Here is a 24,689-nt window from a genome sequence, read left to right on the forward strand (position 1 = left end):
TATATTTTATTAAAAAACAACAAGGAAGATAATTATGTCAGAATCGACCACTATAAATAAAGAAAACTTTGTTACCTGTGATTTATTGGATGCCAATCCTGAGTCGCAAGTCTGCTTGCCGAACATCGAAGGTAAATCGTTTTATAGCTTCGGTGCTAAAGACAAGTTCTGCGGTGAAATCGTGACCGTAAAATGTTTTGAAGACAATAGCCGCGTTAAAGAGCTTCTAAATAGTAACGGTAAAGATAAAAATGGTGATGGTAAAGTATTGGTCGTTGATGGCGGCGGCTCAATGCGCTGCGCATTACTAGGCGATATGATTGCACAAGCGGCGATTGATAACGATTGGGCTGGGGTAGTGGTCTATGGTTGCGTCCGTGATGTCGATGATATGGCACAGATGGAGATTGGGGTTATGGCGCTAGGTTGTATCCCGCGTAAATCAACGCGCCGCGATGAAGGCCAGACCGATATTGAAATTAGCTTCGGTGATTTAACCTTAAATTCAGGTATGTTCATTTATGCCGATAACAACGGTATGATTGCTAGCGATAAGCCTCTCATATAATAAAAGCTTAAAATTAAAACTTACTGAAACTAAGGAATTAACAGTGCTTCTGTTAGTTGATATAAAATATAGCGCTATAAAAAATAAAAATCCCAGCTTTTAATAGGCTGGGATTTTTACGTTTAAACAGGCTATAGCTTTTTAGTTCTATAGCTTGTTAGACAATAGCCCTTAAACAGAAATACTAATACTTTTCTAACTCAGAAAGCATCTGCTCACGAACTTTATAAATACGGCGTAGCCCTAACCACAGACTAACACACATAATAATCAAGAGGAGAGTAAAGGGCAAACCGGTACTAACAGAGCCGGCTTGAATGGTTGTAAGCGCCTCAGTACCACCACCATAGAGTAGAGCGACTGCGATACAGCCTTCGGCAATCGCCCAAAATACGCGCTGCGACATAGGTGATTCAAGCTTGCCTCCAGCAGTAATCGTATCGATGACGAGTGATCCTGAATCTGATGAAGTCACAAAAAATACCATCACTAAAACAATGGCAATTAATGAGGTAAACGTAGCCAATGGCAAGTTATCCAGCATCTGAAATAAGGTGAGAGAGGCGTCACTAATGCCGCCTGACAATTCTCCAACTTGGTTGGTATATTGACTGAGACCCGTTTGTCCAAATATGGTCATCCATACGATAGTGACGAGTGTTGGTGCTAGCATCACAGAGATAAGGAATTCACGTACGGTACGCCCTTTAGATATCCGTGCGATAAACATCCCAACGAATGGCGACCAGCTGATCCACCACGCCCAATAAAATATAGTCCAAGTATGGTAAAAGTCACTGTCGCTACGGCCTACGGGATTGGATAAAGGAATAATATAAGTGACATAGTCTACGGCTGTTTCAACTATTTTACCGATAAGCCCTAGGGAATTGCCCACAAAGAAGACAAATAATAATAGCAATGCCGCTACCAGCATATTAATATTACTTAACAACTTTACGCCGCCATCAATACCTCGTGCTACCGAAATAGTTGCCAGCCCGGTGACCAATACAATAATAATTATTTCAAGAGTATTGCCTGCAAAGTCCCAACCAAATAAGTAGTTCAGTCCACTTGCCGCTTGTTGGGCACCAAGACCGAGAGATGTCGCTAAACCAAAGATAGTGGCCAATACCGCCAATACATCAATAATATGCCCCGGCCATCCCCACGTTTTTTCTTTTAAAAGTGGATAAAATGCCGAGCGCATGGTCAAAGGAAAGCGAAAGTTATAGGCAAATATCGCCAATGACAAGCCTACTACCGCATAGATGGCCCATGGGTGTAGCCCCCAATGATACATCGTCGCGCCCATTGCGGCTCTAAAGGCTTCGGGGCTATCGGCCTCGACCCCAAGTGGCGTTCCTGCCCAACCGCTAGCATACGCTAAAGGTTCAGCGACACTCCAAAACATCAAGCCAATGCCCATACCCGCAGCGAACAGCATAGCCAACCAGGAGGCCCGTTTGAAGTCGGGCTTGGCATTGATACCGCCGATCCGAATATTGCCATAGGGTGAGACAATAAGCAGCAGACTGAATACCACCATAATGTTGGCCGCGCTGACAAAGAACCAATCAAAACTGTTGACTACCCAGTCTTTGGTGCCATTGAGCCATAACTTAGAGGTCTCAGGGAGCAGTAGGGTAAATAATACAAAGCCAATAACAGCAAGAGCGGTGACAAAAAACACAGGGTTATGGAGCTCTAACCCGAGAATATTGACATTATTTTCACCAATTTTATGCTTAGTGGTATAAAGCTTACGTTGAAACTTGTCGAGTAATACTTTGGGGATTTTTTTGTGCTCTCTCATAGGTAATGAATTTCCTGATGGATTTGGCAAGTGGTTTGCTTGTACGCGCAGTTATCACAGCACTCGATGCTGTACTACGCAGGTTTTCAGCTTGCCGTATAATAAGATGCACAATATAAAGCGGTTAGAATCAATTAAAGCGCTCAATATCCTAATGGTAACTAAAATAAAAGTTATCACTAGGATAAGGACTTTAAGCGCTTATCTGAGACCGCCAAATAGGCAGAAAGAATGACTAAACCCGCCGCTTATTCATAATAAGGTGTGGATTGTCAGTAATAAGATATAAATATGCTGGTCGAGCAAAGTCGTCTATGTTAACAAAATACTTCCCATTGTCAAATGGGCACGGAAACCCAACATGGTTGCTACAAATTATAGTCAGAGAACAAAATAAAAAAATCGGGTCACAAACCGTTACGGCATAAATTTTGGTCAAAGGCCAAAATGTTCGTATAATAGCACTCTGACTCTTAACCCTGACCCTATTTGCTATGCCTATCTCTGCTTTAACTGATGCGTTTGCCCCTATTAATCAGCAGCTATTCCCTATCCAAGACACGCAACGGCGTTGGCTTGCGCCCGTGCATGGAGCTGTCAGCAGTTTATGGCTGGCAAGTTTGGCCAGTGTACCCATATGGGATGTGGCCAATCGGCTAAAAGTTGTCGTTGCGCGCGATCAAAACCAGCTCAATCAAATGGAAACTGAACTGGCATTCTGCGGGGTTGATGCTTATGTATTTCCTGATTGGGAAACCTTGACCTATGATGAGTTGTCGCCGCATCAGGATATTGTTAGTGAACGAATTAATCTGCTAACGGATATGCCCACCTCAGGCGTTTTGCTTATCTCGGTACAAGCCTTAATGCACCGCGTGGCGCCACCCAGTTGGTTGATTGGGCAGCACTTTGATTTAAGTGTGGGTGATAGGTTTGATATTAATACCCAGCGTGAGCTATTGGCAAAGGCCGGTTATCGTGCGGTTGATAATGTGTTTGAGCCGGGCGAGTTCGCCGTACGTGGTAGCATTGTTGATATTTTTGCTATGGGGCAGCCATTTCCGCTGCGCTTAGACTTGTTCGATGATGAAATTGAGACCATTCGCTTTTTTCATCCACAAACTCAGCGCACGCTTACTGAGGACGACCTCAAAAATATGCTGTCAGGCAATGACAGTAGCATGGGCAAAGAGCCATTATCTCTACTTCATAAGCTTCCAGATATCTCAAAGCCGATTGAGCAGTTCCAAATACTACCGGCAAAAGAGTTCCCGTTAGAAGAGGGCAAAGAGACCTTTCGGATGAACTTCGCTGCTATGTTCCCCAATACCAGTAGCCGTAAATTTGAGCTATATAAAGATGTGATGGGGGGTATTGCCAGTAGTGGTCTGGAATATTATCAGCCACTATTCTTTGATTTAAACGATTGGGCGCAGGAGAGCAGTCTATTTGCCTATTTTCCTAGTGATGCGTTATTTATCACTGATGAGCTGATTAGCGAGCGCCAAGCCGATTACTGGTCACAAATTCAGCGCCGTTATGAGGAACGACGTCATGATATCGATAAGCCTATCGTCGCGCCTGAACTATTGTATTTATTATCCAATACTCTCAATGAACACCTTAATCATTATCCAAGAGTTATCTTAAGTGACCGTAATGAGCTGGCATTAGCAACCAATCAGCTCCAAGGTTTAGTGACTCTGAGCGCGCAAGTTCCGCCGCAGTTGCCTATCAATCACCAAAAAGCCGAACCGTTAGCGGAGCTATTGGAGTTTTTACTGCTACAAGCGCAAACGGGCACGCCAGTATTAATAGTCGCTGAAACGGCTGGGCGCCGTGAGATTTTAATTGAGCTGTTCAAGAGCAAGATTGATATTAATGCCTATATTAGCTTTGAAGAATTCCTAGCAGCAGATAAGAGTAGTATTACGCATAATGGTCGTCCGCATATCGGGCTAACCGTTGCTCCTATCGAGCGCGGGGTCTATATTCCTGAACGTCTGGTGATGATTAGTGAGACCCAGTTATTTGGTCGGCAAGTATTACAAACGCGTCGGCGGCGGCAGAGTGGGGTTTCAGAAGAGTTCTTAGTTAAGAGTGTTACCGAGATTACCGAGGGCAGTCCAGTCGTCCATATTGAGCACGGTATTGGTCGCTATAATGGCCTGGTTACTTTAGACGTGGGTGATGGTGAACAAGAATTTATTCATCTAAAATATGCCGATGATGCTAGTATTTATGTGCCGGTCGCTAATTTACAAATGATTAGCCGTTATAGTGGTGGTGATCCAGCATTGGCGCCGCTACATAAAATCGGTAGCGGTAAATGGGATAAAGCCAAACAAAAAGCCATGGAACAAATCCATGATGTCGCTGCTGAGCTACTTAATATACAAGCACGCCGCGAAGCAAAAGTCGGCATTCATTTTAAAATTGATATTTCCCAGTATGAGATGTTTGCCAGTCAGTTTGAATTTGAGGAAACGCCAGATCAGGCCAATGCCATCCATGCGGTCATGCACGATATGAAGCAAAACCAGCCGATGGATCGCTTGATTTGCGGGGATGTGGGCTTTGGTAAAACTGAAGTGGCTATGCGCGCGGCCTTCATTGCAGTCAGTGCGGGCTATCAAGTGGCAGTATTGGTGCCGACTACTTTATTAGCAGGACAGCATGAAGATAACTTCTTAGACCGTTTTGCTGATTGGCCGGTACGGATTGAAACTTTATCACGCTTTGGTGGTAAAAAGCATCAGCAGACTGTGCTCACTGATCTAGCAGCGGGTAAAGTCGATATTGTTATCGGTACCCATAAGCTACTGCAATCTGATGTTAAATTTGCCAATTTAGGCTTGATGATTGTCGATGAAGAACATCGCTTTGGCGTGCGCCATAAAGAGCGTATCAAAGCCATTCAGACCAATGTGGATAGTATGTCGATGACTGCCACTCCCATTCCACGTACCCTTAATATGGCATTATCAGGCATGCGTGATATGTCGATTATCGCAACCCCGCCGGCTCGGCGTTTAGCGATTAAAACCTTTGTCATGCAAAAAACAGATGCATTAATGAAAGAAGCTATTCTGCGCGAATTGTTACGCGGCGGACAAGTGTATCTGCTGCACAACGATGTCGCTAGCATTGAGCGTATGGCCGAAACCATCCGCGAGCTGGTGCCTGAAGCACGAGTCGGGGTCGCGCATGGACAGATGCAAGAGCGCCAGCTTGAACAAATCATGCAGCAGTACTATCATAAAAAATTCAACGTGCTGATTTGTTCGACTATTATTGAAACCGGTATCGATGTTCCTAATGCCAATACTATTATCATTGAGCGTGCTGATAAATTTGGTCTTGCTCAATTGCATCAGCTGCGTGGCCGGGTAGGACGTAGCCATCATCAAGCCTACTGCTATTTGCTAGTATCGTCGCTCAAAGGTCTCAAAGGTGATGCGAAGCGCCGTCTACATGCCATTGAGCGTGCGAATACTTTGGGTGCTGGTTTTATGCTGGCAAGTGAAGATTTAGAGATTCGCGGTGCTGGTGAGTTACTTGGTAAACAGCAAAGTGGTAACATGCAAGCGATTGGGTTTAGCTTATATATGGACATGCTAGAGCGCGCTACTAAGGCGATTAAAGCCGGAAAAGAGCCAGATTTGAATACGCCATTGTCGCTCACTAGTGAGATTAATTTGCACAGCTCCGCACTAATTCCTGAAGAATATGTACATGATGTCCATCAGCGTTTATTGTTTTATAAGCGTATTGGTAAAGCGGATGATAAAGAAGCGCTGATTGATATCCGTACCGAGATGATAGATCGCTTTGGTATATTGCCGGATCAAACCAAGCAGCTGTTTGCCGTTCATGGTCTACGTCTGCAAGCTGAACCATTGAAGATTAATAAAATTGATGCGAATACTAATAGCGTTACTTTGGAGTTTGCTCCTGACACGCCAGTTGATGCTTTGGCGATTATAAAATTGATTCAATCGGATGGTCAGCGTTATCGTATGAATGGCGCCTCTGGTATTCGCTATAGCGATGCTGGTAAGCTTGAGACTGCGCAGCAACGAGTCACTGCGGTACAAGAGCTGTTGCGCTATTTTAGAGAGCACCTGATCGTAGAAGCTGCCTAGCTGGTAGAAACTGTATTGGTAGCTGGGCTGGCTAGGTAGTAAAAGCCATATAACTACCTGTTATATAGCTCGAACGGCATTGCTATTACCCAGCTACCACCTAAAAGGAGATGGCGCTATTTTATCCCTTGGATACCTGATAAAATAGCGCCAGCATCTATTTTTATGCACTTATTATTTACTTTTATTGATATTTTATAACAAGAGAACCCGTCATTATGTTCCAACTGCATCCTAAGCTTGCTGCCGATAGTTTTTTGGTGGGCGATTTTCCATTATCGACGTGTCGTTTGATTAATGACTGTCAGTTTCCTTGGTTGATTTTAGTACCGCGCGTTTCTGGCGTTAAAGAGTTGTATGAGCTGTCTGAATCTGATCAAACCCAGTTTTTACGTGAGTCGAGCTGGCTATCAAACCAACTTGCTAAGACTTTTCAGGCTGAGAAGATGAATGTCGCCGCTCTAGGCAATCAAGTGCCACAGCTGCATTTTCATCATATCGTGCGCTATCAAAACGATATACAGTGGCCAGATCCAGTGTGGGGCATCCCAGCCTTACCTTATACTCAAGAAGTATTGGCGCAAATGCAGCAAACATTAATGATGGCGCTACGTGGTCATCATCAAATGCCGTTTGATTGGCAAATGTAGCCAAGCATCTGTCTGCAAAAAAGCGTAGCTAAGTAAGTATAATCTAAAGAAGTTAAGCGCTCAGCTATTTCAGTTCTCTAAATATATAACACCACTTAACGCTATCATTACTGTGAATGAGCGATAAGTGGTGTGTTTCTGGTTATCAGTAACGTATGTTCTGAGGCGTCGCGCCAGTATAATAATTTCCGTTACCACAATTTCTGAGTGCACACATATATCATCGATATTAACTGTTCTAAATATAAGTTAGTACAACTTTAAGAATAAGAACCCACCTAATCAACACCTGCTGGTAAACCAATATCGAGCGACACTTAATTGCACCAATGTTCCTCATTTTTTCTTGTCTAAGCGGACACCTAGCATTCCTTTTTAAAATAAATTGACAGCCTTAACTAGGTTAAAGAACGATGAAGTCGGTCGCTTCGATTATCCTGAAGCCTTTGTGCTCATCCTAACCGTAGGGTTGATTGGTCTACACTTTGAGTTCAGTCCTACCTTCATGGCGCTACTGGTCATCGTCTGTTTGCCAAGCTTGATGATTCTAATTTATAATTATCGTTGGCAGCCAAGTTTCGGACATCAAACATTGTGGTCATTTTACTGTCCATAGTGATTGGCCCCGTGCAGTTTTGTAGCGTAATATCGCTAAGTATAGCGCTATTAATGGGCGTTCGAATGATTGTCAGCGCCCCTGAAAATCGTATCAAGCTCATTATGATATCCGTCGTTACTATCGTGATGTTCTATTACGTCCGTGTTACTTTAAACGGTATGAAAATAGAGTGTAACGATGGGTTTTTAGTACCAACGGTATTACTGACAAGTGTTTTTACTATTCTATGGCAGTTCTGGTCTATGGCAGTTCTGGGACATCTATCGCAAATATATAAATGATAATACAGCCGTGCAGCGAGCAATAGGGCGACTGAATATTATGGTGTCCGTTATCAATAAATTGACTCGCTTTGTGCCGCCACGAATTTGGCAACCGATGGTGAAGACCGGCAGTCCCGTCAATGTATTTAATAAACGGGCCAAGCTGACCATTATGTTCTCAGATATTGTGGGCTTCACAGAGCTGTCTGATCGCTAATAAGCACGGCGGCGTACTTGATAAGTTTATTGGCGATGGTATGGTGTGCTTTTTTGGCGAACCTAACAGTCGCGGCATACGCCAAGATGCGCCTGACTGCGTAGCAACGGCGATTGGATTGATATGCGCCGCGAAATGCGTACGCTACGGCACAAGTGGCGACTGCTGAGTTTTGTATGTGCGTATCAGCATTACCACCGGCTATTGCCACGTCGGCAACTTCGGCAGCAATAATCGTCTTGGTTATACGCTTATTGGTAAAGAAGCTAATTTGGCTTGAAGCCGCTGCTGGCAAAGGAGAGATACTTATCAATCAGAGTACTTATGATTATATCTGTTATGATTATGAATGCGCGTATGCCGGTGCCTTTTCGCTAAAAGGCTTCGACAAAATTAATGCATGGCAAGTGTTTGATTCTGATGCAAATAAGGGTCAACTATCTAGACGGGTTGACCATACTCTACCTGGCTTTAATCTACATTTAAACTTTAAAGATATGAAAAACTACTGTTATCCATAGATTAAAAAGCGCTTGAATTTTATGCTTGAGCGTCGTGATAACCTCAAATGAGGAGCAGAATGATAATGGTAATAAACCGTAGTGAAGCGTATTAAATAATAATAAGCCAGAATAAGACTGGTCATCAAAAAGCAATCAATTAAAAATCAGCCACAAAAAAAGCCCGTCATAATAATGATGGGCTTTTCTATATCAGCTTAGTAATCAGTACTTAATGGTTTTCTTTCGCATGGTTCAGGGTATATTTAGGTATCTCAATGGTTAAATCTTCATCTTCAACTATAACTTGACACGATAGCCGTGAGTCAACCTCAAGCCCCCAAGCGCGATCTAGTAAATCCGCTTCGATATCGTCCATCTCATCTAAACCATTGAAGCCTTTGCGCACTACAACGTGACAGGTGGTACAGGCCTTTGACATCTCGCAGGCATGTTCAATTTTTATGCCTTTTTCCACTAGGGTCTTACATAAGTTGCTACCAGCTTCTAGCTCAACTTCAGCGCCTTCTGGGCAAATTTCGTGATGGGGTAGTATCGTAATCTTTGGCATGGTTAATTTATCCAGTGCTAATAAATTCAAAAAGTTTAATATCTAAATGATATAAGAGTTCTGTAATGCAACAGTGATGCTATTAGTTGTAGGGGCTACCAATCTTGAGCGCTAGTGCCTGCCATACTTGTTTTGACACTTTGATCCATAATGCGGGCGGCAAAGGTGTCACTAGAAGGCTTGAGCTTGGCTTGCTGAGCTTCAATCACCGTTAAGTCGTCAGAGTTTAGAGCGACTTGCATCTGTTGCATCTCTGTGGATAACACTTGCTGTTCATCTGAAGTCAATAAAATCGCAAAATCAGTGAGAGCCGACTGTAATGCCAGTAGCTCACGTTCAACCTCTACTTTGGTTTCAATTAAAGAGCGTGTGTTCTTGTCTTCTTCAGCATGCTGAAATCCTGCGACAAGCAATTGCTCTTTTTGTTCATCGGATAAGCCATAAGCGGGTTTGATCTCAATTTGACTTTCAGTACCCGTCGTCGTCTCTTGCGCGCTGACGGTCAGTTGGCCATTGGCATCAATACTAAAGGTCACTTCAATACGGCCAAACCCAGCTTTCATAGGCGGAATACCATACAGCTCGAAGCGTCCTAGTGAGCGGCAGTTATCTACCGTCTCACGTTCGCCTTGTACTACATGGATAACCATACCAGTTTGACCGTCTTGGTAAGTGGTAAACACTTGGCGTTTTTTAACAGGAATAGGGGTGTTACGTGAAATGAGTACTTCGACCAGGCCGCCCATGGTCTCAAGTCCAAGGGACAGCGGTGTCACATCGAGCAACAATAAGTTGTTATCGCTATCGCCATTGACCAATTGATGTGCCGTTTGCGCCGCGCCTAACGCCACTACTTCATCTGGGTTTAGACGGCACAGAGGTTCCTTAGCAAAGAAATCCGTTACTACTTGCTGAACGGCTGGCATTCTTGTTGAGCCGCCAACTAAGATAACTTCGTCCAAATCTTGGGTACTTAAATTAGCGTCACGTAATACTTGCTCGCAGACACTAAGCGTTCGGCGGCTGACAGGATCAGTAATTTTAAGCAAATTTTCGCGGTTTAATATACCTTGGAAAGACTGCTCATTAACAACAATATCAATATCCACTTGCGCAGCATTTGTCAGGGCTTGTTTATAACTTTTGGCCTGCTGCGCTAATACTGATTTATCATGCGAGCTGACATGGGCAGGCGCAATATTAAGCTGTTTAATTAACCAATTAGTCAATAAGCGGTCAATATCATCGCCGCCCAAAGCGCTGTTGCCGCCAGTCGCTAACACTTCAAACACACCATCTGTTAGCTTTAAGATAGACACATCAAAAGTACCGCCGCCAAGATCATAAATAAGATAATAGCTTTGTTCTTGCTCGGCGCCTTCTTGGCTTGGTTTATCTAGACCATAGGCCACAGCAGCAGCGGTCGGCTCATTAAGTAAGCGTAATACAGTGATACCAGCGGCTTGGGCAGCGTCTTTGGTGGCTTGACGCTGGGCTTCATCAAAGTAAGCAGGGACGGTAATCACCGCGCCTTCAATACTGTCTTCAGGCAATGCACCTACTGCACGCTGCTTAAGTGCTGCCAGAATACGCGCTGACACCTCAACGGGTGATACTTCACCTTGAGCAGTGACAAACGCGGGCATAGCATCAGCGTCACCACTTAACTCATAAGGATGAGAGAATTTAATATCACTTTGGCTGCGACCCATAAAGCGTTTAGCAGAAATAATAGTGTTTTTTGGATCATCAGGCAGATGAGCTAAAGCCTCATAGCCGACAAGCGGGGCACCTGAGCTAGGATAATAGACTACTGAGGGTAGTAAGGTATTCGTATTTGAATCTGCCTCTAAGACTTGCGATTTGCCCGACCGTACTACCGCTACCAATGAGCGAGTCGTACCGAGATCGATACCAATACCGAAATGATGCTGGTGGGGCTGGGCACTTTGATTGGGTTCAGCAATTTGCAATAAAGACATAGGACAACTCAGATATAAAATGAATAAGAAGTATTTAGCAAAATCGATGGACGCATAAATATTAATAAAGCCAATAGCCATTGAGCTATATATAATTTACTCGTACCCTAAGCTATCGCTTATTAATATAAAATAATAAGTTTATGGCGATATGAGGAACTATACTTATCTGCGTCTACAGCGGTTGATTATACGGTATTGTGGCTATTATTTTAACCATCATTATTAGTTCAACTATTAGTACTGGCTTAACTTAATGCTTAACCGGTATTAGACATATAAATCATCATCGTCAGACTGCTCAATGTTTGCAACATCATCAAGTCCCGTCGTAATATCGGCATCGAGTTTTACTAAGAATTTTAGCTTTTGGGTAGCATCAATAGCAGTTTGCCACTCTTTATTTTGATAGGCGGTTGTAAAGCGTGTAGATTGAGCATTTAGACGTTCCACAATCTTTGGATGCAGCTGCTGTAGGGTAGGACGATCTTTATCCTCAATAGCTTCATCCAGGTCAATGCGCATTTGCATGGCATCTTCTAAAAAGTCGAGGTCAGCGATAGACTGCTCAACATCCTGTGCTTGGCCTGCCATATCGAGTAGGTAGCTTGCACGGCTATCGGGAGCGCTTAAAGTCTGGTAACCCTGATTAATAAGGGCAGATGCTTGTTCTGAATGCTGTTGTGCTTTAGCGGTATCAGTAAGGTTTTTTGCGACATTGTCAGGATGATAGCGTTTTTGCAAGACCCGCAGACGTTGATCGAGACTGTCTTGCAGTAGCTCAAATTGTACAGGCTGCTCAAACAAAGTAAAGAAATTGTCAAACTGCGCCTCTGTGGTGCTATCTATCATATTATCTGTCATAGCATACGCCTTACATTCTGGTTTTTATTTTTATTAATGACTTTGGGGTGTTGATTGACAAGCCAACGTTAGCAGTGAGCTACGAGTGCAATCAGTTATAGGTAGCCTTTATTTATAGCACTATCACTTATGGTGCTTTTAATCATAGTGCTTTCGCCTATGTTATTTTCACTTACAGCGTAAATATCTATGATCCATAGAAAGCTATACTGTAAAAGATTCGCCGCAACCACATTCGCCTTTTTGGTTCGGGTTGGTAAACTTAAAGCCTTCGTTTAAGCCTTCTTTTTCGTAATCCATTAGTAAGCCATCTAAATAAACCAAGCTCTTAGGATCTATAAAGATACTCACATCACGACTATCGTAGCGGGTATCATTTTCATCAGGAACATCAACAAACTCTAAGACATAAGCTAAGCCTGAACAGCCTGCTGTACGTATACCTACACGAATTCCTGCACCTGTGCCGCGATTGTCCAAAAAGTCTCGGACATGCTGAGCGGCGCGTTCTGTCATTTCAATCATGCCAACTCCTATTGATTGTTAATAATACGACAACTAATAATAAGACGGTTAATAAAAACTGGAAAATAAAAGGTGACAATTACATAAGCGTTATTGTCACCTCCTTAGTGCTAAATAGTATTAACCGTTTTTAACACCAGGTATTGTTTAAAAAACAACACCTATGTCAAGCAACTTAACTGGTTGCCACTTCTGCTTCTGCCGTTGCATTGGTGGTCTTGCCACGATAGTCGCTAATCGCTGCTTTGATAGCGTCTTCTGCCAATACTGAGCAATGCACTTTTACTGGTGGTAGCGCGAGCTCTTTTGCGATATCGTTGTTTTTGATTTCGCCAGCTTGATCCAAGCTTTTGCCTTTGAGCCACTCAGTTACTAGTGAGCTTGAAGCAATTGCTGAACCGCAACCGTAAGTTTTAAAGCGCGCATCTTCAATGATACCATTATCATCGACTTGGATTTGTAGGCGCATCACATCGCCACAGGCTGGGGCACCGACCATACCGGTACCAATATTTTTGGCGTTTTTATCAAGGTTGCCAACGTTACGTGGGTTTTCGTAATGATCAATAACTTGGTCACTATAGGCCATGAGTCTTCTCCTAGTTAGGATGATGAGCACTTGTGTCTATACTCATCGATAATTGAGGTCAGACACTTAAATTATAATTGTCTGATTGGTACTTTGATTAATAATATAATCGTTATATTTTATTTTGAGCTGTTGTGTTTCAAAACTGAGTCTTTAACACAATAGTCTTTTAGCCTGAATTCTAGCACCTAAAATTTAGTGCTCCGCCCACTCTACTGAATCTAAATCAACGCCTTCTTGATACATATCCCAAAGTGGCGATAGGGCACGTAATTTGTCAACGGCTTCATGCATCTGTTTAATAACCGTATCGATATCTTCTTCGGTAGTATAACGACCGAAGCTGAAGCGAATCGAGCTGTGTGCCAATTCATCTGGGCGACCAATAGCGCGTAGCACGTATGATGGCTCAAGTGTGGCGGAAGTACAGGCTGAACCTGATGATACTGCCAAGTCTTTTAGCGACATCATGAGTGATTCGCCTTCGACGAAGTTGAAGCTGATGTTCACGATATTAGGAACACTGTGCTCAAGATCACCGTTTAGGTAAATCTCTTCGATATCTTGCAGACCGTCCCATAGCTTTTGGCGTAATTCTGCTGCGTGAGCATGGTCCTGTTCATAACGCTCATTGGCTAAGCTAAATGCAGCACCAATTCCAACAATTTGATGCGTTGGTAATGTACCTGAACGCATACCACGCTCATGACCGCCGCCATGTTGCTCTGCTTTTAGACGAATACGAGGCTTACGACGTACGAATAATGCGCCGATACCTTTAGGACCATAGGCTTTGTGACCCGAAAAGCTCATTAAGTCAACTTTAGTGTTTTCGACATCAAGACGAACTTTACCAACTGCTTGTGCGGCATCGACATGGAATACAACACCGGCGGCGCGAGTAATCTCACCAATAGCAGCGATATCTGTCAAGGTGCCAAGCTCGTTGTTGACTACCATTAGGGATACTAGAATAGTATCTTCACGTAATGCGTCTTTAACTTGTTCAGGTAAGATCAGTCCAGTACTGGCTTGGGGCTGAAGGTATGTAATCTCAAAGCCTTCTTGCTCAAGCTCGCGGCAGGTATCAAGTACAGCTTTATGTTCAATTTGACTGGTGATGATATGTTTGCCACGAGTCTGATAAAAATGCGCTGCACCTTTAATAGCTAAGTTATCAGATTCTGTCGCACCAGAGGTAAAGACAATCTCGCGGGGGTCGGCATTAATTACGTCAGCGACTTGTTGACGTGCGGTTTCAACCGCTTCTTCAGCCTGCCAGCCATAGCCATGTGAGCGTGATGCTGGGTTACCAAAGACGCCATCTACAGTCAAATATTCGCTCATCTTGGCGGCGACTGACTTGGCAACTGGCGTAGTGGCGGCATAATCTAAGTATATAAGGTTGTTATGTTGGCTCATGCTGGGTTTGCCTCGCTGGTCGATAGAGTAATAGTATTAATGTCTTTTATGGAAGAGGCGTGCTGGCGTTCGGATATAAACTGCACGTTTTCCATCTCTAGTAATTGTGCTAATGTTATGTTTTTCAAGTACTGTTCGATATGATTAGACAGCGCACACCATAAATCGTGGGTTAAGCACATCGCACCGCCTTGGCAGTCTCCACGTCCTTCGCACTGCATGGCGTTGACTGACTCGTCGACGGCTGAGATGATACTCATCACATCAATATCATTTAAGGGCTTGGCTAAATAATAACCGCCTGTTGCACCGCGAATACTGCTTACTAAACCACTTTTGCGTAGTTTAGAGAATAATTGCTCAAGGTAAGAGATTGAAATAGACTGCCGCTTGGCAATATCAGATAGGGGTACGGCACCATCTTGTTGGCTGGTTTGCAATGCCAAATCTAGTAATGCAGTAACTGCATATCTGCCTCGGGTGGTCAAACGCATATAATGTCTCCAAACTTGTCGGTTATAAGCCTAATTCAATAGCGAGCTTAGGTTGAGGTATTCTATGGAACTTATAATCTTTAAGGAAATTATGATAAGGAACTCATCCTATGAAAATTATAAATTGATACGCCACTAAGACAATCTTCATCGCTATTAAAGATCAGATGATTAACCCGATGTGTGCTGCGATAGAGTCATTATACTCAATCCTGACTAATTTAGTCAAGATTAGAATGTGGTTGTATGGTTAATACTATTTAACACCGACATTGGCAAAAGAAATCAAACAGAATTGATGAAATAATTGTGGTCAAAATTACAACAGCGCTCAATGGTAAATATTTATTAAGCGCTTGCAGCTTACCTTTAGGAATCTAAAATTTATTAACGAGACTGATAGGCGTACTAATATTAGCTCTTAAATTGTCAGTTCAAGATCGTTGGCTCATAAACTGTTAGCTCATAAATAAAGCAATGAGAGCGCCAATAGCAATGATAGCTGCGACAACAGCAGTAATCATCGTCACTTTTTGCTTACTGTGTAACTCTTTAACTGTGGTCTCAAGCTCGCGGTTCTTGATGGTTAGGGTGTTAATTTGGGTTTGCTGCTCAGTGATGCGTCGTTTGTAATTGTTCTTTTTCTCTTCCATCTCAGCATCACTAGGCTTGGATGTACTTTTATCGCCTTTAATCTTTTTAATAACGCTTTGAATTAAACTGCCGAGACCCATCTGCATAATGAATTGTTTAACCAGCTGAACTTGCACAGAATCACCACGCATTTGCAGTTTATCGGTAGTCTCACTGTCATGAGTGGTAATGGCGTTCAAAACCTGAATACTATAAGCATTAATAATAACATCAGGCTCACTACGATTCGCTGGCAGTTTGGCATCCAATAGCACGCCTTTATAACCAAAGGTTGCAAAGATTTGTACATGAGGCAGATACAAGCGCAGGCAGACGACAGTGCTTTGCTTGGCAAGCGGATAAGCCGCTTTGCGTAACTCTGGGTCTAAGCGTAGCAGCAGCGTCAATGCTGACTCAATGAACACCAGAATGATACTAAGAAGAGAGTGAGACAACGTAGAACGCTTCATGTAAATTATCCATTTTTGTTTGGCAAGTGAAAAGTAAAGTTAAGCATAAGAAAAATCGGTAACAATCCGTGTTGACACAAAGTATAAAGGTGTAGCGAATTTCAATAGGCTTATCATAACGTCTCCATCATAAAAAGTAATGCCTACCTGTGTCAGTTAGCAAATTGTTGCACTACCGAAAAATAAGTAACGACCGCTGCTCATTAAACCCACACTAAATAGACTAAGGAAGCTTTAAGCCAACAAATGAGGCTAAAAAATTAAGTACTACTATTTTAAACCCTACTGTTTAAGGAGTAAGTGGAAATTCAAGGAATAAGTGGAAATTCAAGGAATAAGTGGAAATTCAAGGAATAAGTGGCAACGCCGAAAAACTACGTGCTAATCCGAAAATATAGGAGATTAGAAGGTTAAATGGCAAGTTACAGGGGTTTTGCGTAATGTTAAGTGTCAAATACGTAGTGCGCAACGCGAAAAAGTGTAAAATCGCTTGCGCTCCTTATGCTGCCTTGATATAAAGACGTTAATAATGTGTGACTCGTAGATACGTGCGTCAGAAGTTGTTTTTATTGCTTAAGTTAATTGAGAGCGATACAATGCCTGAGGTTAGCGTTTATTATAGCCCTTAAACTTGAAGGAAGTTTTATGAATAAGTCAGAATTAATTGATAGCATCGCAGATAAAAGTGGTCTAAACAAAACCCAAGCTGGTGATGCTCTAAATGCCGTTATGGAAAGTGTCGGTGAAGCTTTAGAAGCAGGCGAAAGTATCTCATTAGTTGGCTTTGGTACTTTTAGCGTAAAAGACCGTAAAGCCCGTACTGGCCGTAACCCTAAAACAGGTGAAGAGCTTGATATCCCAGCAAGTAAAGTTCCAAGCTTCAAAGCCGGTAAAAACTTAAAAGAACGCTTGAACTAAGCCGCTATCTAATTCCTATAAGTAAAGTAACGCGGTAAGTCTGCAGCTGCTGATAATGGCTGCAAAACAAGTAATAAAAAAGCACCTAATTTTAGGTGCTTTTTTTATAGATGATATTTATGCAGCGGATAGCGTGAATATTTTGAGTCTGGCTTAAAATTCACGTATCATAGGGTGCGTATGCCTGTATGGCTCAAATAAGCTGTGTCTGATTTTTATAGAATACAGCCGCCCCCTACCTTACCATTGTCCGCCTTGAGAGCCGTTATCGCTTTTAGCGCTAATAGTATTGCAATGGTTTTTCATCAATATAGGTTAATAAAGCAGAAATAACTATGGATAAATTGCGCGATTTTTTAAAAAGCTGGCCTGGTCGCATTTTATTGATTCTATGCCTATCGCCGCTTGCTCTACTGGGTATCGAAAGCTACTTCCAAAGTGGCGTTGATCCCAACCGAATCGCTCAGGTAGGTGAGGCAAGTGTGGGATTGTCAGAGTATCAAACCGCAGTCAACAGTCGGCGTGCGGAAATTTTAGACCAACTCGATGATGCTAGCTTATTGAATGAAGATGTGCTTCATGAGCAAGTTTTAAAAGGTCTGATTGATCGCACCTTACTTGAGCAGCAAGCCGGCAAGCTTGGTATGACAGTATCTGACGATACGATTAATCGTCTACTGCGCCAAGAGGATATCTTTAAAGATGAGAACGGTGGTTTTTCTAACGAGCAGTTTTCAAACTTTTTGCGTCAGCGCGGCATGAATAAAGATCAGCTATTTGCAGAATTCCGCAATCAGTTGAGTCTTGATCAGCTCAATGCCAGTATTGTAGGTACCGCAATTTATCCGATGAAAGCGGTGAATCAGCTGATTGACTTACAGTTAGAGGCGCGTAATATCTGGTTGCATCGTTTTAACTGGCAAGACTATCAGCAACAAGTAAAATTAAGCAAAACTGACCTACAAGCTTACTATGATGCTAATAAAGAGACTTTAAAAAGTGCTGCCATGGTTGATTTGGCTTATATTAAGCTGAGTCCTGCGGCGATTAAAGTCGATAGTGTCACTGATGAGGAGTTGCAGCAGCAGTATGAAGGCTTTAAACAAGGTCTTGCTGTCGTTGATGAGCGTAAAATTAGTCAAATCCTATTGACCGGTACAGATGCCAAAATGCAGGCAGATAAAATAAAAGCGCGCCTTGCTAAAGGTGAGTCCTTTGCGGCTATTGCTAAAAAAGAATCTGACGATCCATCAGGCTCCAGTGGCGGCGCGATTGGAAGCTTTAACTCATCCGTATTTGGTAGCGATGCTGCTGCGGTTGAAAAAGCATTAGACGGTTTGAGCGTTGGTGACGTTACTGCGCCTATCAAGACCAGCTTTGGTTATCAGATATTTACAGTGACTGAAGATAACGGCAGTAAAGTGCCTAGCTTAGATAGCATGCGCGCAGAGCTAACAGCGAAAGCTAAAGAATACAAGCGTCAATCAATTTATGCCGATAAAGTCACTGCGATTAATGACTTAGCCGCAGATGGGTTTAGTATTGCAGATATTGCTCAGCAAGAGAATGTGGCACTAAAACGTATTATAGATTATCGTAAAGAAAACAATACGTCGGTGCTTGCGCAACCTGCGATTATCAAGCAAGCCTTTGATGAGTTTACCATCCAAGATCAAGCGGTAACCACGGGTATTGAGATTGGCGAGGGTATGGCTTGGGTACAACCAAGTAACTATCGTCCTACCAAAACCCTGACATTAGCAGCAGCCACTCCGCTAATTACTCAGACATTACGTCAGCAAAAAGCCAGTGCCTTGGCGCTTAAAGATGCCAAGAAAGTGGCTGCTGGTATCAAAACGGCTGCTGATATTAATAAGCAAGCGGTTAGCTTCCAAGCATTGGGAGAGATTAATCGCCAAACGCCTCTGTTGACGGATAAAGAGCGTAGCTTGGCATTTAGCAAGCAAGCCGCTGTCAATGATATTGTAGCGTTGGCTGGTGAGACTGAGATGGGTGCGACAGTCATAGCCGGAGATACGATTAAGACTCAGCAGCAGTCACAGTTGTCCGATTTAGAGAAATCGCAAACGGCAGCCATTATCCGTGATAACTTGGGCCAAGATCAGCTGCAAGACTATCTAGATTATCTACGCCTGCTCTATAAAGTTGAGATTAATGAAGCTAATATGGCAGGAGCGCGCGGCCGTTAATCTTTTTGCGAAGCTGAATGAAATGATATAAAAAAGCCACTATTATTAATAGTGGCTTTTTTTATGGATAATTTTAATAGATGGCTTTATTAAGTTTTTAATAAAAAGTATTAATAAATAGCTTTAGTAGATGCTACTCATAGGCAGTAAATAACTTTGAGCGGCTATTTACTGTCTGTTTAATATCAGAATTAATGGCGGAAATGACGCATACCGGTGAATACCATAGCGATACCATGTTCATTTGCAGCAGCAATAGTCTCATCATCACGCATTGAACCACCGGGTTGAATAATCGCAGAAATGCCCACTTCCGCTGCATTATCAATGCCATCACGGAATGGGAAGAAGGCATCAGAAGCCATTACTGCACCTTCAGTAATTAAACCAGCATGTTCTGCTTTAATGGCGGCGATACGTGCTGAATTCACGCGGCTCATTTGACCGGCACCGACGCCAATAGTACGCTGGTTTTTACCATAGACAATAGCATTAGATTTGACGTATTTGGCCACTGCCCATGTAAATAATAGGTCAGCAATCTGTGCTTCTGTTGGCTGAACGTCAGTGACGATTTTCAAGTCATTGGCACCAATGATACTCACATCTTGCTCTTGTACCAATAGGCCGCCATTAACACGTTTATAGTCCAACTGTGTTAAGCGCTCTGTAGGTGCTGGTAGCTCACCGCAAATCAACACCCGCACGTTTTTCTTACTGGCCGTTGCTTGTAATACGCCGTCCTCTAAACTTGGCGCGATGATAACTTCTACAAACTGATTATCGATAATGGCTTTGGCTGCAGCAACGGTCAATTGACGGTTAAAGGCAATAATACCGCCAAATGAGGATTCAGGATCGGTACTAAATGCAGTACGGTATGCCGCTACTTGGTCGTTATCGATGGCAACGCCGCATGGATTGGCATGTTTAACAATAACGCAAGCGGGCGCAATAAAGGCTTTAACACATTCAAGCGCGGCATCAGTATCAGCAATATTGTTATAAGACAAAGCTTTGCCTTGCAGCTGTTCAGCAGTGGCAATAGAGGCTTGCTTAGCTTGAGTAGACTGGCTTTCAATATAAAATGCCGCTTTTTGATGCGGGTTTTCGCCGTAACGCAGGTCTTGAACTTTATCAAGCTGCAAGTTGAGCGTGCGTGCAAAATCTTCTGGTTGCTGGGTTTCATTAACACGGCTACCCAAGAAATTAGCAATCATACCGTCGTATTGTGCGGTATGTTCAAAAGCTTTAACCGCCAAATCATAACGTAAAAATGCGGTAAGTTCAGTGCTGTCACCTAATGCGGTCATGACGCGTTGATAGTCGGCAGGGTCAGTGACAATACCAACATGGGCGTGATTCTTTGCCGCTGCTCGCACCATAGTAGGACCACCGATATCGATATTTTCGATAGCGTCATTCATCGTGACGTCAGAGCGAGCGATAGTCTCAGCAAAGGGGTATAGGTTGACCACCACTAAATCAATGCGCTCAATCGCATGGCCGCTCATAACCGCATCATCAGTACCACGGCGTCCCAAAATACCACCATGAATCTTAGGATGTAAGGTTTTAACGCGACCATCCATCATTTCTGGAAAGCCGGTGTAATCGGACACTTCAGTTACCGCAACGTCATGTTCTTTGAGCAGACGATAAGTACCGCCAGTAGACAGTAAGCCAAATCCTGAACCAATTAAGCCTTGAGCAAGCTCAACAATACCCGATTTGTCGGAGACTGAAAGGAGTGCAAGTGGTGTGGTACCCATAAGATCTATTCCATAAAAAAGCCCGACGCAACCGTCTGGCAAAATAGTAATGACAATCATAGCCATGATAAGGTGTCGTCATGAATTGCCGCGCTTAACCTGTATAATAAATATTAATCACAGCTATCATAAAACATTTAGGCATTTTACACAAAATTCTACGCCGTTTTATAATAAATAATACTATGGCATTAGGTTGTAAGTCTTAAGCTTTTTACGCAATGTGCCGCGATTTAGGCCTAATATTTGCGCACATTTAGTTTGATTACCACGTGTTTGCTCAAGGGTGACTGTCAATAGGGGTAACTCGACCTCTTTAAGAATCAGCGCATATAAGTCTGTTGGTAGCTCATCACCTAACGCGGCAAAATACTCTCGTACCACGCGCTCAACGTGTGTACGTAGTGGTGCTTGGGGCTCCGCTGCCAGAATATGCTGTGCGTCATTGTTTGCAGGCTCAGTGATATTATTTGGCAATGGCATTGCCGCGTGTTGCGTCTCTGAGTGATAAAAGTGCTCTAGACTGTCGTAATCATTTGAGGGGTCTGCGCGGTGGGCAAAACGGTTGGCAGAGGGGCGCGTCTGGTGTGCCATAAGGTTATGTCCTTAAAAGTAATAGTTGAGAGTAAACATTCAAAGTTTATAATTGATTTGAATTTTTGGCTTAACAGAATCAATAAATAGGACTAATAGTCACATCGTTAATTTACTTGGCCGTCACAGGGAGAGTAAACATCACAGACTTGCTACGTTCAGCGCCCAGTTGGCTTTCAATACTCGGTAGATAGTCCGTAGGTTGTGCAATAACTCGCCAATCACGGCTTTACTTCCGTAAAGGCTCACTTTAAGACTAGGGAGCAGTTGTGCATATGTACTGGTATTGATCAAATCGGCTTGAATGTCGCTAAAGGCGACAGCAGCGACACTGGCATGAATATCATTGGCAGTGGTTGAACTTACGGCCGTGTTGGAGGTTTGCCTACTGGTATTGTTGATAGCTGGCACAATTATAGGTTGTGTCCACGCTGTATTGGGATTAACTTGCGTGTCTGAGTCATTGTCTGTGGGTGTTGGTTTGGCAGTTTTGAGGCTATTGGTGTTATTAGTATTATTTGCTGGTGCAGCATCTAATTGGGTTAGCCCAGCCTCCATTTCATCAAGTGAGTTATAATCCGTAATAGGGCCGGGCGTCTCATCAATCTCCATATCATCATGAATAAGAACATTAGTGTCTAAATCAATATCTGTCTCTTTAGAAGGCGAAGGCCTTGAGGGCTGAGAGCGTATTTATTGTAGCCTTATGAGCTGGAACAATTAGATGATTATTTACCAAAAGAATATGCTGAAAACAACCGCACCGCGCTTTGGCATCGGCTTGGTTTAATTGCGCGTGCGGTAAGTTAAAAGGGGCATGACAATTCGGACACTGGGTTTTTATGGGCGTAGCCATAGGTTTAAATCCAAAAAGATTTGGCAGTTATGCTGTTTAGCCACTGATTAACAAACGACTGTTGCCCTAGTGTCATGACTTAAACTCAGGTGAGACTACCTACGATTAGGCTGCAGAGATAAATTTTTGAACTAATGCCAGTAACTTATCGTAACAGATACAATTAAATATTTCTATCCTGTAAATGTACCTGATAGGCGTTGCCAATGGTGGTCTTCCTGAGCGGTAAAGGCATGTTTAGTATCTAGCGCGAAGTAAGGGCTATAAGCATCGCTGACTTGCTGCGACTGTGATTCAATCAAACCTGCTAGCACGATGCGACCTTTTGGAGCGATCAATGTTACAAAATAAGGAGCAAGACCAATCAGCGGCTTGGCTAATATATTGGCGACAATCACATCGACTGGTACCACATCATGCTCAGCGCAGTAACTGTTAAAGTCTTCCGGCAAGAAAGCTTGCAGTTGCCCCTCAACGTGATTGCGCGCTGCATTCTGATTGGTAGCCAGTACCGCTTGTGGATCAATATCGACGGCGTAGACGTGCCGCGCTCCTAATAATAAGGCTGCAATGCCTAAAATACCGGAACCGCAACCATAATCAATAACCACTTTATCGGTTAAGTCCTGCTCGGTTAACCAGTCGAGACATAAGCGGGTAGTGGCATGATAGCCAGTCCCAAAGGCAAGGCCGGGGTCCATAATGATGTTGGTTGCATCAGGATTAGGCGGTGTCAGCCAGTTCGGTACTATCCATAAATCGTTGGCGCATTCGATCGGGTGGTAGTGCGTCATCCACTCGCGTTCCCAATCCTTGTCATCAACTGCGCTTAGCCATATACGGCTGGCATGTACTTGAGCTGCAATCTCACTGCCTAATTGCTCAACGGCTTGCCGGGTACCAATCTCTGTTGTAGCATCAAACAGCCCTGTCAATATAACCTCATCCCACAGTGGGGACTGACCAGGCAAGGGTTCAAATAAAGGCTGGTCACCGGCATCATCTAATGCAATGGAGAGTGCGCCCGCTTCTAATAAAAGTGCTTCTGCGAAATCAACGTTTGCTTTTTCACATTGTAAATGCAGTTGTTGCCATGCCATAACGATAACCTTAGATTAAATTAGAAATGAATAATAAATAAGTGGTACGCTGAAAGTCTAAATTTGTTTGTTTACTATAAAACACCTAAAAACTGAACATCTAGCGCAATGCCTGCTGCGCCTCTTTAATAACGCGTGGATTGTTTTGCATTTGCCCTGAGCGCAAAACCAGCTGCCATAGTGCGTTGCGACGACTATTATCTGTTGAGATGCTAAGACCGCGCCGTGCCATCGCTTCTGCTTTGCGCGGTTGGTTCTTTTTGAGTGCCACTTGTGACAAATAAAAATAAACAGCCGTTGATTTTGGTGCCAAACGTTGAGCGCGAGTAAAGCTACTTTCAGCGGTGGTTAGATTGCCCGCTTTTAACTGGTTGATACCGGATTGCATTAAATTTTGAAATGCTGGTATATTGCTATTATTGGATGTAGCTGGGCGGCTTTGCAGCTGCGAATTTTGCCGTGCACGCTCTAACAGCTCATTACGTGAGGGCGGTGCTGGTGGTGTATTGGAGTTATTACGAGAGGGCGCGGTAATAATCGGATTAGGATGCACGACAGGTGCTTGCGCTTGTTCTGCCACTGGGTCGGGCGTAGTGACGTGTTCAGGTGGAACATAAGGCTCAATAGGGTAATCTTCTTCATAGCCACCGTCTGCATAGCTATCGTCTACATAGTCGTCTTCGTTGATCGCTGGCATCTGGATCACAGTCGTTGTAGTAGCCGCTTTCGGCGCCGGCGCGGGTACCTGCAAAGTCTGACAGGCGCTTACGCTTAGCATACTGATAATAACGCTGGTTACAAGCGTAGTCCTAGCTAATATAAATGGCCGTATAGACCACTTTTGCGTAGATGATACCGATGGTTGCATAAACAACACCATATCAAGACCTTTTCCTAAGTTTTAAAAA

The 24,689-nt window shown here is 43.3% G+C and carries 25 protein-coding genes; 10 read left to right on the forward strand and 15 right to left on the reverse strand.

Annotated features, from left to right (window positions below):
* Positions 1–34: 34 nt before the first annotated feature.
* The gene (gene rraA / locus JMY06_RS04090) at positions 35–568 is read left to right on the forward strand and encodes a ribonuclease E activity regulator RraA (protein WP_201528633.1); all 534 of its coding nucleotides are present in this window, start codon (positions 35–37) and stop codon (positions 566–568) included.
* Positions 569–752: 184 nt separating this feature from the next.
* On the opposite strand, the gene JMY06_RS04095 is transcribed toward rraA, so the two are convergent.
* Positions 753–2,387 carry a BCCT family transporter gene (locus tag JMY06_RS04095; RefSeq protein WP_201616396.1) on the reverse strand — a complete coding sequence of 545 codons (1,635 nt, stop codon included), beginning with the start codon at positions 2,385–2,387 and terminating at the stop codon, positions 753–755.
* Between the two features lie 494 nt (positions 2,388–2,881).
* Between JMY06_RS04095 and mfd the strand changes: the two genes are divergently transcribed.
* The 7 genes from mfd (at position 2,882) to JMY06_RS04130 (ending at position 8,802) form a co-directional block, all read left to right on the forward strand.
* Positions 2,882–6,532, forward strand: coding sequence for a transcription-repair coupling factor (gene mfd / locus JMY06_RS04100; protein WP_201616398.1), 3,651 nt, complete (start codon positions 2,882–2,884; stop codon positions 6,530–6,532).
* Positions 6,533–6,750: 218 nt separating this feature from the next.
* On the forward strand, positions 6,751–7,182 hold the full coding sequence (locus JMY06_RS04105) for an HIT domain-containing protein (protein ID WP_201616401.1): 432 nt from the start codon (positions 6,751–6,753) through the stop codon (positions 7,180–7,182).
* A gap of 385 nt (positions 7,183–7,567) precedes the next feature.
* The gene (locus JMY06_RS04110) at positions 7,568–7,798 is read left to right on the forward strand and encodes a hypothetical protein (protein WP_201616403.1); all 231 of its coding nucleotides are present in this window, start codon (positions 7,568–7,570) and stop codon (positions 7,796–7,798) included.
* The gene (locus tag JMY06_RS04115; protein WP_201616405.1) at positions 7,777–8,082 is read left to right on the forward strand and encodes a hypothetical protein; all 306 of its coding nucleotides are present in this window, start codon (positions 7,777–7,779) and stop codon (positions 8,080–8,082) included. Before JMY06_RS04110 ends, JMY06_RS04115 begins: the two co-directional genes overlap by 22 nt.
* A 10-nt stretch (positions 8,083–8,092) precedes the next feature.
* On the forward strand, positions 8,093–8,281 hold the full coding sequence (locus tag JMY06_RS04120; protein ID WP_201616408.1) for a hypothetical protein: 189 nt from the start codon (positions 8,093–8,095) through the stop codon (positions 8,279–8,281).
* Positions 8,250–8,450 (forward strand): hypothetical protein, encoded by a 201-nt coding sequence (locus JMY06_RS04125; RefSeq protein ID WP_201616410.1) that lies wholly within the window; start codon positions 8,250–8,252, stop codon positions 8,448–8,450. Before JMY06_RS04120 ends, JMY06_RS04125 begins: the two co-directional genes overlap by 32 nt.
* A 7-nt stretch (positions 8,451–8,457) precedes the next feature.
* Positions 8,458–8,802 carry a hypothetical protein gene (locus tag JMY06_RS04130; RefSeq protein WP_201616424.1) on the forward strand — a complete coding sequence of 115 codons (345 nt, stop codon included), beginning with the start codon at positions 8,458–8,460 and terminating at the stop codon, positions 8,800–8,802.
* Positions 8,803–9,013: 211 nt separating this feature from the next.
* On the opposite strand, the gene fdx is transcribed toward JMY06_RS04130, so the two are convergent.
* The 8 genes from fdx to JMY06_RS04170 all read right to left on the reverse strand — a co-directional run bounded on the left by fdx (position 9,014) and on the right by JMY06_RS04170 (position 16,331).
* On the reverse strand, positions 9,014–9,352 hold the full coding sequence (fdx, locus tag JMY06_RS04135) for an ISC system 2Fe-2S type ferredoxin (RefSeq protein ID WP_201528623.1): 339 nt from the start codon (positions 9,350–9,352) through the stop codon (positions 9,014–9,016).
* 95 nt (positions 9,353–9,447) lie between these two features.
* Complete coding sequence (hscA, locus tag JMY06_RS04140) at positions 9,448–11,334, reverse strand: Fe-S protein assembly chaperone HscA (protein WP_201616425.1); 1,887 nt, start codon at positions 11,332–11,334, stop codon at positions 9,448–9,450.
* 270 nt (positions 11,335–11,604) lie between these two features.
* Positions 11,605–12,198, reverse strand: a complete 594-nt coding sequence (gene hscB, locus JMY06_RS04145) for a Fe-S protein assembly co-chaperone HscB (protein ID WP_201528620.1) — start codon at positions 12,196–12,198, stop codon at positions 11,605–11,607.
* A gap of 204 nt (positions 12,199–12,402) precedes the next feature.
* Complete coding sequence (iscA, locus tag JMY06_RS04150) at positions 12,403–12,723, reverse strand: iron-sulfur cluster assembly protein IscA (protein WP_201528618.1); 321 nt, start codon at positions 12,721–12,723, stop codon at positions 12,403–12,405.
* A 175-nt stretch (positions 12,724–12,898) separates the two neighbouring features.
* On the reverse strand, positions 12,899–13,312 hold the full coding sequence (gene iscU, locus JMY06_RS04155; protein ID WP_201528616.1) for a Fe-S cluster assembly scaffold IscU: 414 nt from the start codon (positions 13,310–13,312) through the stop codon (positions 12,899–12,901).
* Positions 13,313–13,507: 195 nt separating this feature from the next.
* Positions 13,508–14,734 carry an IscS subfamily cysteine desulfurase gene (locus tag JMY06_RS04160; RefSeq protein ID WP_201616426.1) on the reverse strand — a complete coding sequence of 409 codons (1,227 nt, stop codon included), beginning with the start codon at positions 14,732–14,734 and terminating at the stop codon, positions 13,508–13,510.
* A complete protein-coding gene (locus JMY06_RS04165; RefSeq protein WP_201528612.1) occupies positions 14,731–15,228 on the reverse strand; it encodes an Rrf2 family transcriptional regulator in 498 nt (165 codons plus the stop codon). The genes JMY06_RS04160 and JMY06_RS04165 overlap by 4 nt, the downstream gene beginning before the upstream one ends.
* Positions 15,229–15,686: 458 nt before the next feature.
* Positions 15,687–16,331 carry a hypothetical protein gene (locus JMY06_RS04170; protein ID WP_201528610.1) on the reverse strand — a complete coding sequence of 215 codons (645 nt, stop codon included), beginning with the start codon at positions 16,329–16,331 and terminating at the stop codon, positions 15,687–15,689.
* Between the two features lie 645 nt (positions 16,332–16,976).
* Here JMY06_RS04170 and JMY06_RS04175 point away from each other — a divergent pair.
* Together JMY06_RS04175 and JMY06_RS04180 are read left to right on the forward strand one after the other, a co-directional pair.
* On the forward strand, positions 16,977–17,249 hold the full coding sequence (locus tag JMY06_RS04175; protein WP_201528608.1) for an HU family DNA-binding protein: 273 nt from the start codon (positions 16,977–16,979) through the stop codon (positions 17,247–17,249).
* Positions 17,250–17,584: 335 nt separating this feature from the next.
* Positions 17,585–19,459 (forward strand): SurA N-terminal domain-containing protein, encoded by a 1,875-nt coding sequence (locus JMY06_RS04180; protein WP_201616427.1) that lies wholly within the window; start codon positions 17,585–17,587, stop codon positions 19,457–19,459.
* Positions 19,460–19,650: 191 nt separating this feature from the next.
* On the opposite strand, the gene purH is transcribed toward JMY06_RS04180, so the two are convergent.
* From purH to JMY06_RS04210, 6 genes are all read right to left on the reverse strand, one after another.
* Complete coding sequence (gene purH, locus JMY06_RS04185; RefSeq protein ID WP_201616535.1) at positions 19,651–21,231, reverse strand: bifunctional phosphoribosylaminoimidazolecarboxamide formyltransferase/IMP cyclohydrolase; 1,581 nt, start codon at positions 21,229–21,231, stop codon at positions 19,651–19,653.
* Between the two features lie 183 nt (positions 21,232–21,414).
* Positions 21,415–21,714 (reverse strand): helix-turn-helix domain-containing protein, encoded by a 300-nt coding sequence (locus tag JMY06_RS04190; protein ID WP_201528653.1) that lies wholly within the window; start codon positions 21,712–21,714, stop codon positions 21,415–21,417.
* Positions 21,715–21,966: 252 nt separating this feature from the next.
* The gene (locus JMY06_RS04195) at positions 21,967–22,437 is read right to left on the reverse strand and encodes a hypothetical protein (protein WP_201616428.1); all 471 of its coding nucleotides are present in this window, start codon (positions 22,435–22,437) and stop codon (positions 21,967–21,969) included.
* Between the two features lie 46 nt (positions 22,438–22,483).
* Entirely contained in the window at positions 22,484–22,681 is a 198-nt protein-coding gene (locus JMY06_RS11995) for an MJ0042-type zinc finger domain-containing protein (RefSeq protein WP_201528600.1), read from the reverse strand.
* Positions 22,682–22,854: 173 nt separating this feature from the next.
* A complete protein-coding gene (gene prmA, locus JMY06_RS04205) occupies positions 22,855–23,781 on the reverse strand; it encodes a 50S ribosomal protein L11 methyltransferase (protein ID WP_201528598.1) in 927 nt (308 codons plus the stop codon).
* Positions 23,782–23,881: 100 nt separating this feature from the next.
* On the reverse strand, positions 23,882–24,559 hold the full coding sequence (locus tag JMY06_RS04210; protein WP_227672158.1) for a tetratricopeptide repeat protein: 678 nt from the start codon (positions 24,557–24,559) through the stop codon (positions 23,882–23,884).
* Positions 24,560–24,689 lie beyond the last annotated feature (130 nt).

Source organism: Psychrobacter urativorans (genome assembly GCF_904846675.1).
Taxonomy (GTDB): domain Bacteria; phylum Pseudomonadota; class Gammaproteobacteria; order Pseudomonadales; family Moraxellaceae; genus Psychrobacter; species Psychrobacter urativorans_B.

What these genes read in the sequence shown, in the direction of transcription:
- rraA (WP_201528633.1), top strand. Translation starts at nt 35, where the DNA reads ATGTCAGAATCGACCACTATAAATAAAGAAAACTTTGTTACCTGTGAT.
- JMY06_RS04095 (WP_201616396.1), bottom strand. Translation starts at nt 2,387, where the DNA reads ATGAGAGAGCACAAAAAAATCCCCAAAGTATTACTCGACAAGTTTCAA.
- mfd (WP_201616398.1), top strand. Translation starts at nt 2,882, where the DNA reads ATGCCTATCTCTGCTTTAACTGATGCGTTTGCCCCTATTAATCAGCAG.
- JMY06_RS04105 (WP_201616401.1), top strand. Translation starts at nt 6,751, where the DNA reads ATGTTCCAACTGCATCCTAAGCTTGCTGCCGATAGTTTTTTGGTGGGC.
- JMY06_RS04130 (WP_201616424.1), top strand. Translation starts at nt 8,458, where the DNA reads ATGTGCGTATCAGCATTACCACCGGCTATTGCCACGTCGGCAACTTCG.
- fdx (WP_201528623.1), bottom strand. Translation starts at nt 9,352, where the DNA reads ATGCCAAAGATTACGATACTACCCCATCACGAAATTTGCCCAGAAGGC.
- hscA (WP_201616425.1), bottom strand. Translation starts at nt 11,334, where the DNA reads ATGTCTTTATTGCAAATTGCTGAACCCAATCAAAGTGCCCAGCCCCAC.
- hscB (WP_201528620.1), bottom strand. Translation starts at nt 12,198, where the DNA reads ATGACAGATAATATGATAGATAGCACCACAGAGGCGCAGTTTGACAAT.
- iscA (WP_201528618.1), bottom strand. Translation starts at nt 12,723, where the DNA reads ATGATTGAAATGACAGAACGCGCCGCTCAGCATGTCCGAGACTTTTTG.
- iscU (WP_201528616.1), bottom strand. Translation starts at nt 13,312, where the DNA reads ATGGCCTATAGTGACCAAGTTATTGATCATTACGAAAACCCACGTAAC.
- JMY06_RS04160 (WP_201616426.1), bottom strand. Translation starts at nt 14,734, where the DNA reads ATGAGCCAACATAACAACCTTATATACTTAGATTATGCCGCCACTACG.
- JMY06_RS04165 (WP_201528612.1), bottom strand. Translation starts at nt 15,228, where the DNA reads ATGCGTTTGACCACCCGAGGCAGATATGCAGTTACTGCATTACTAGAT.
- JMY06_RS04170 (WP_201528610.1), bottom strand. Translation starts at nt 16,331, where the DNA reads ATGAAGCGTTCTACGTTGTCTCACTCTCTTCTTAGTATCATTCTGGTG.
- JMY06_RS04175 (WP_201528608.1), top strand. Translation starts at nt 16,977, where the DNA reads ATGAATAAGTCAGAATTAATTGATAGCATCGCAGATAAAAGTGGTCTA.
- JMY06_RS04180 (WP_201616427.1), top strand. Translation starts at nt 17,585, where the DNA reads ATGGATAAATTGCGCGATTTTTTAAAAAGCTGGCCTGGTCGCATTTTA.
- purH (WP_201616535.1), bottom strand. Translation starts at nt 21,231, where the DNA reads ATGGGTACCACACCACTTGCACTCCTTTCAGTCTCCGACAAATCGGGT.
- JMY06_RS04190 (WP_201528653.1), bottom strand. Translation starts at nt 21,714, where the DNA reads ATGCCATTGCCAAATAATATCACTGAGCCTGCAAACAATGACGCACAG.
- JMY06_RS04195 (WP_201616428.1), bottom strand. Translation starts at nt 22,437, where the DNA reads ATGGAGATTGATGAGACGCCCGGCCCTATTACGGATTATAACTCACTT.
- JMY06_RS11995 (WP_201528600.1), bottom strand. Translation starts at nt 22,681, where the DNA reads ATGGCTACGCCCATAAAAACCCAGTGTCCGAATTGTCATGCCCCTTTT.
- prmA (WP_201528598.1), bottom strand. Translation starts at nt 23,781, where the DNA reads ATGGCATGGCAACAACTGCATTTACAATGTGAAAAAGCAAACGTTGAT.
- JMY06_RS04210 (WP_227672158.1), bottom strand. Translation starts at nt 24,559, where the DNA reads ATGCTAAGCGTAAGCGCCTGTCAGACTTTGCAGGTACCCGCGCCGGCG.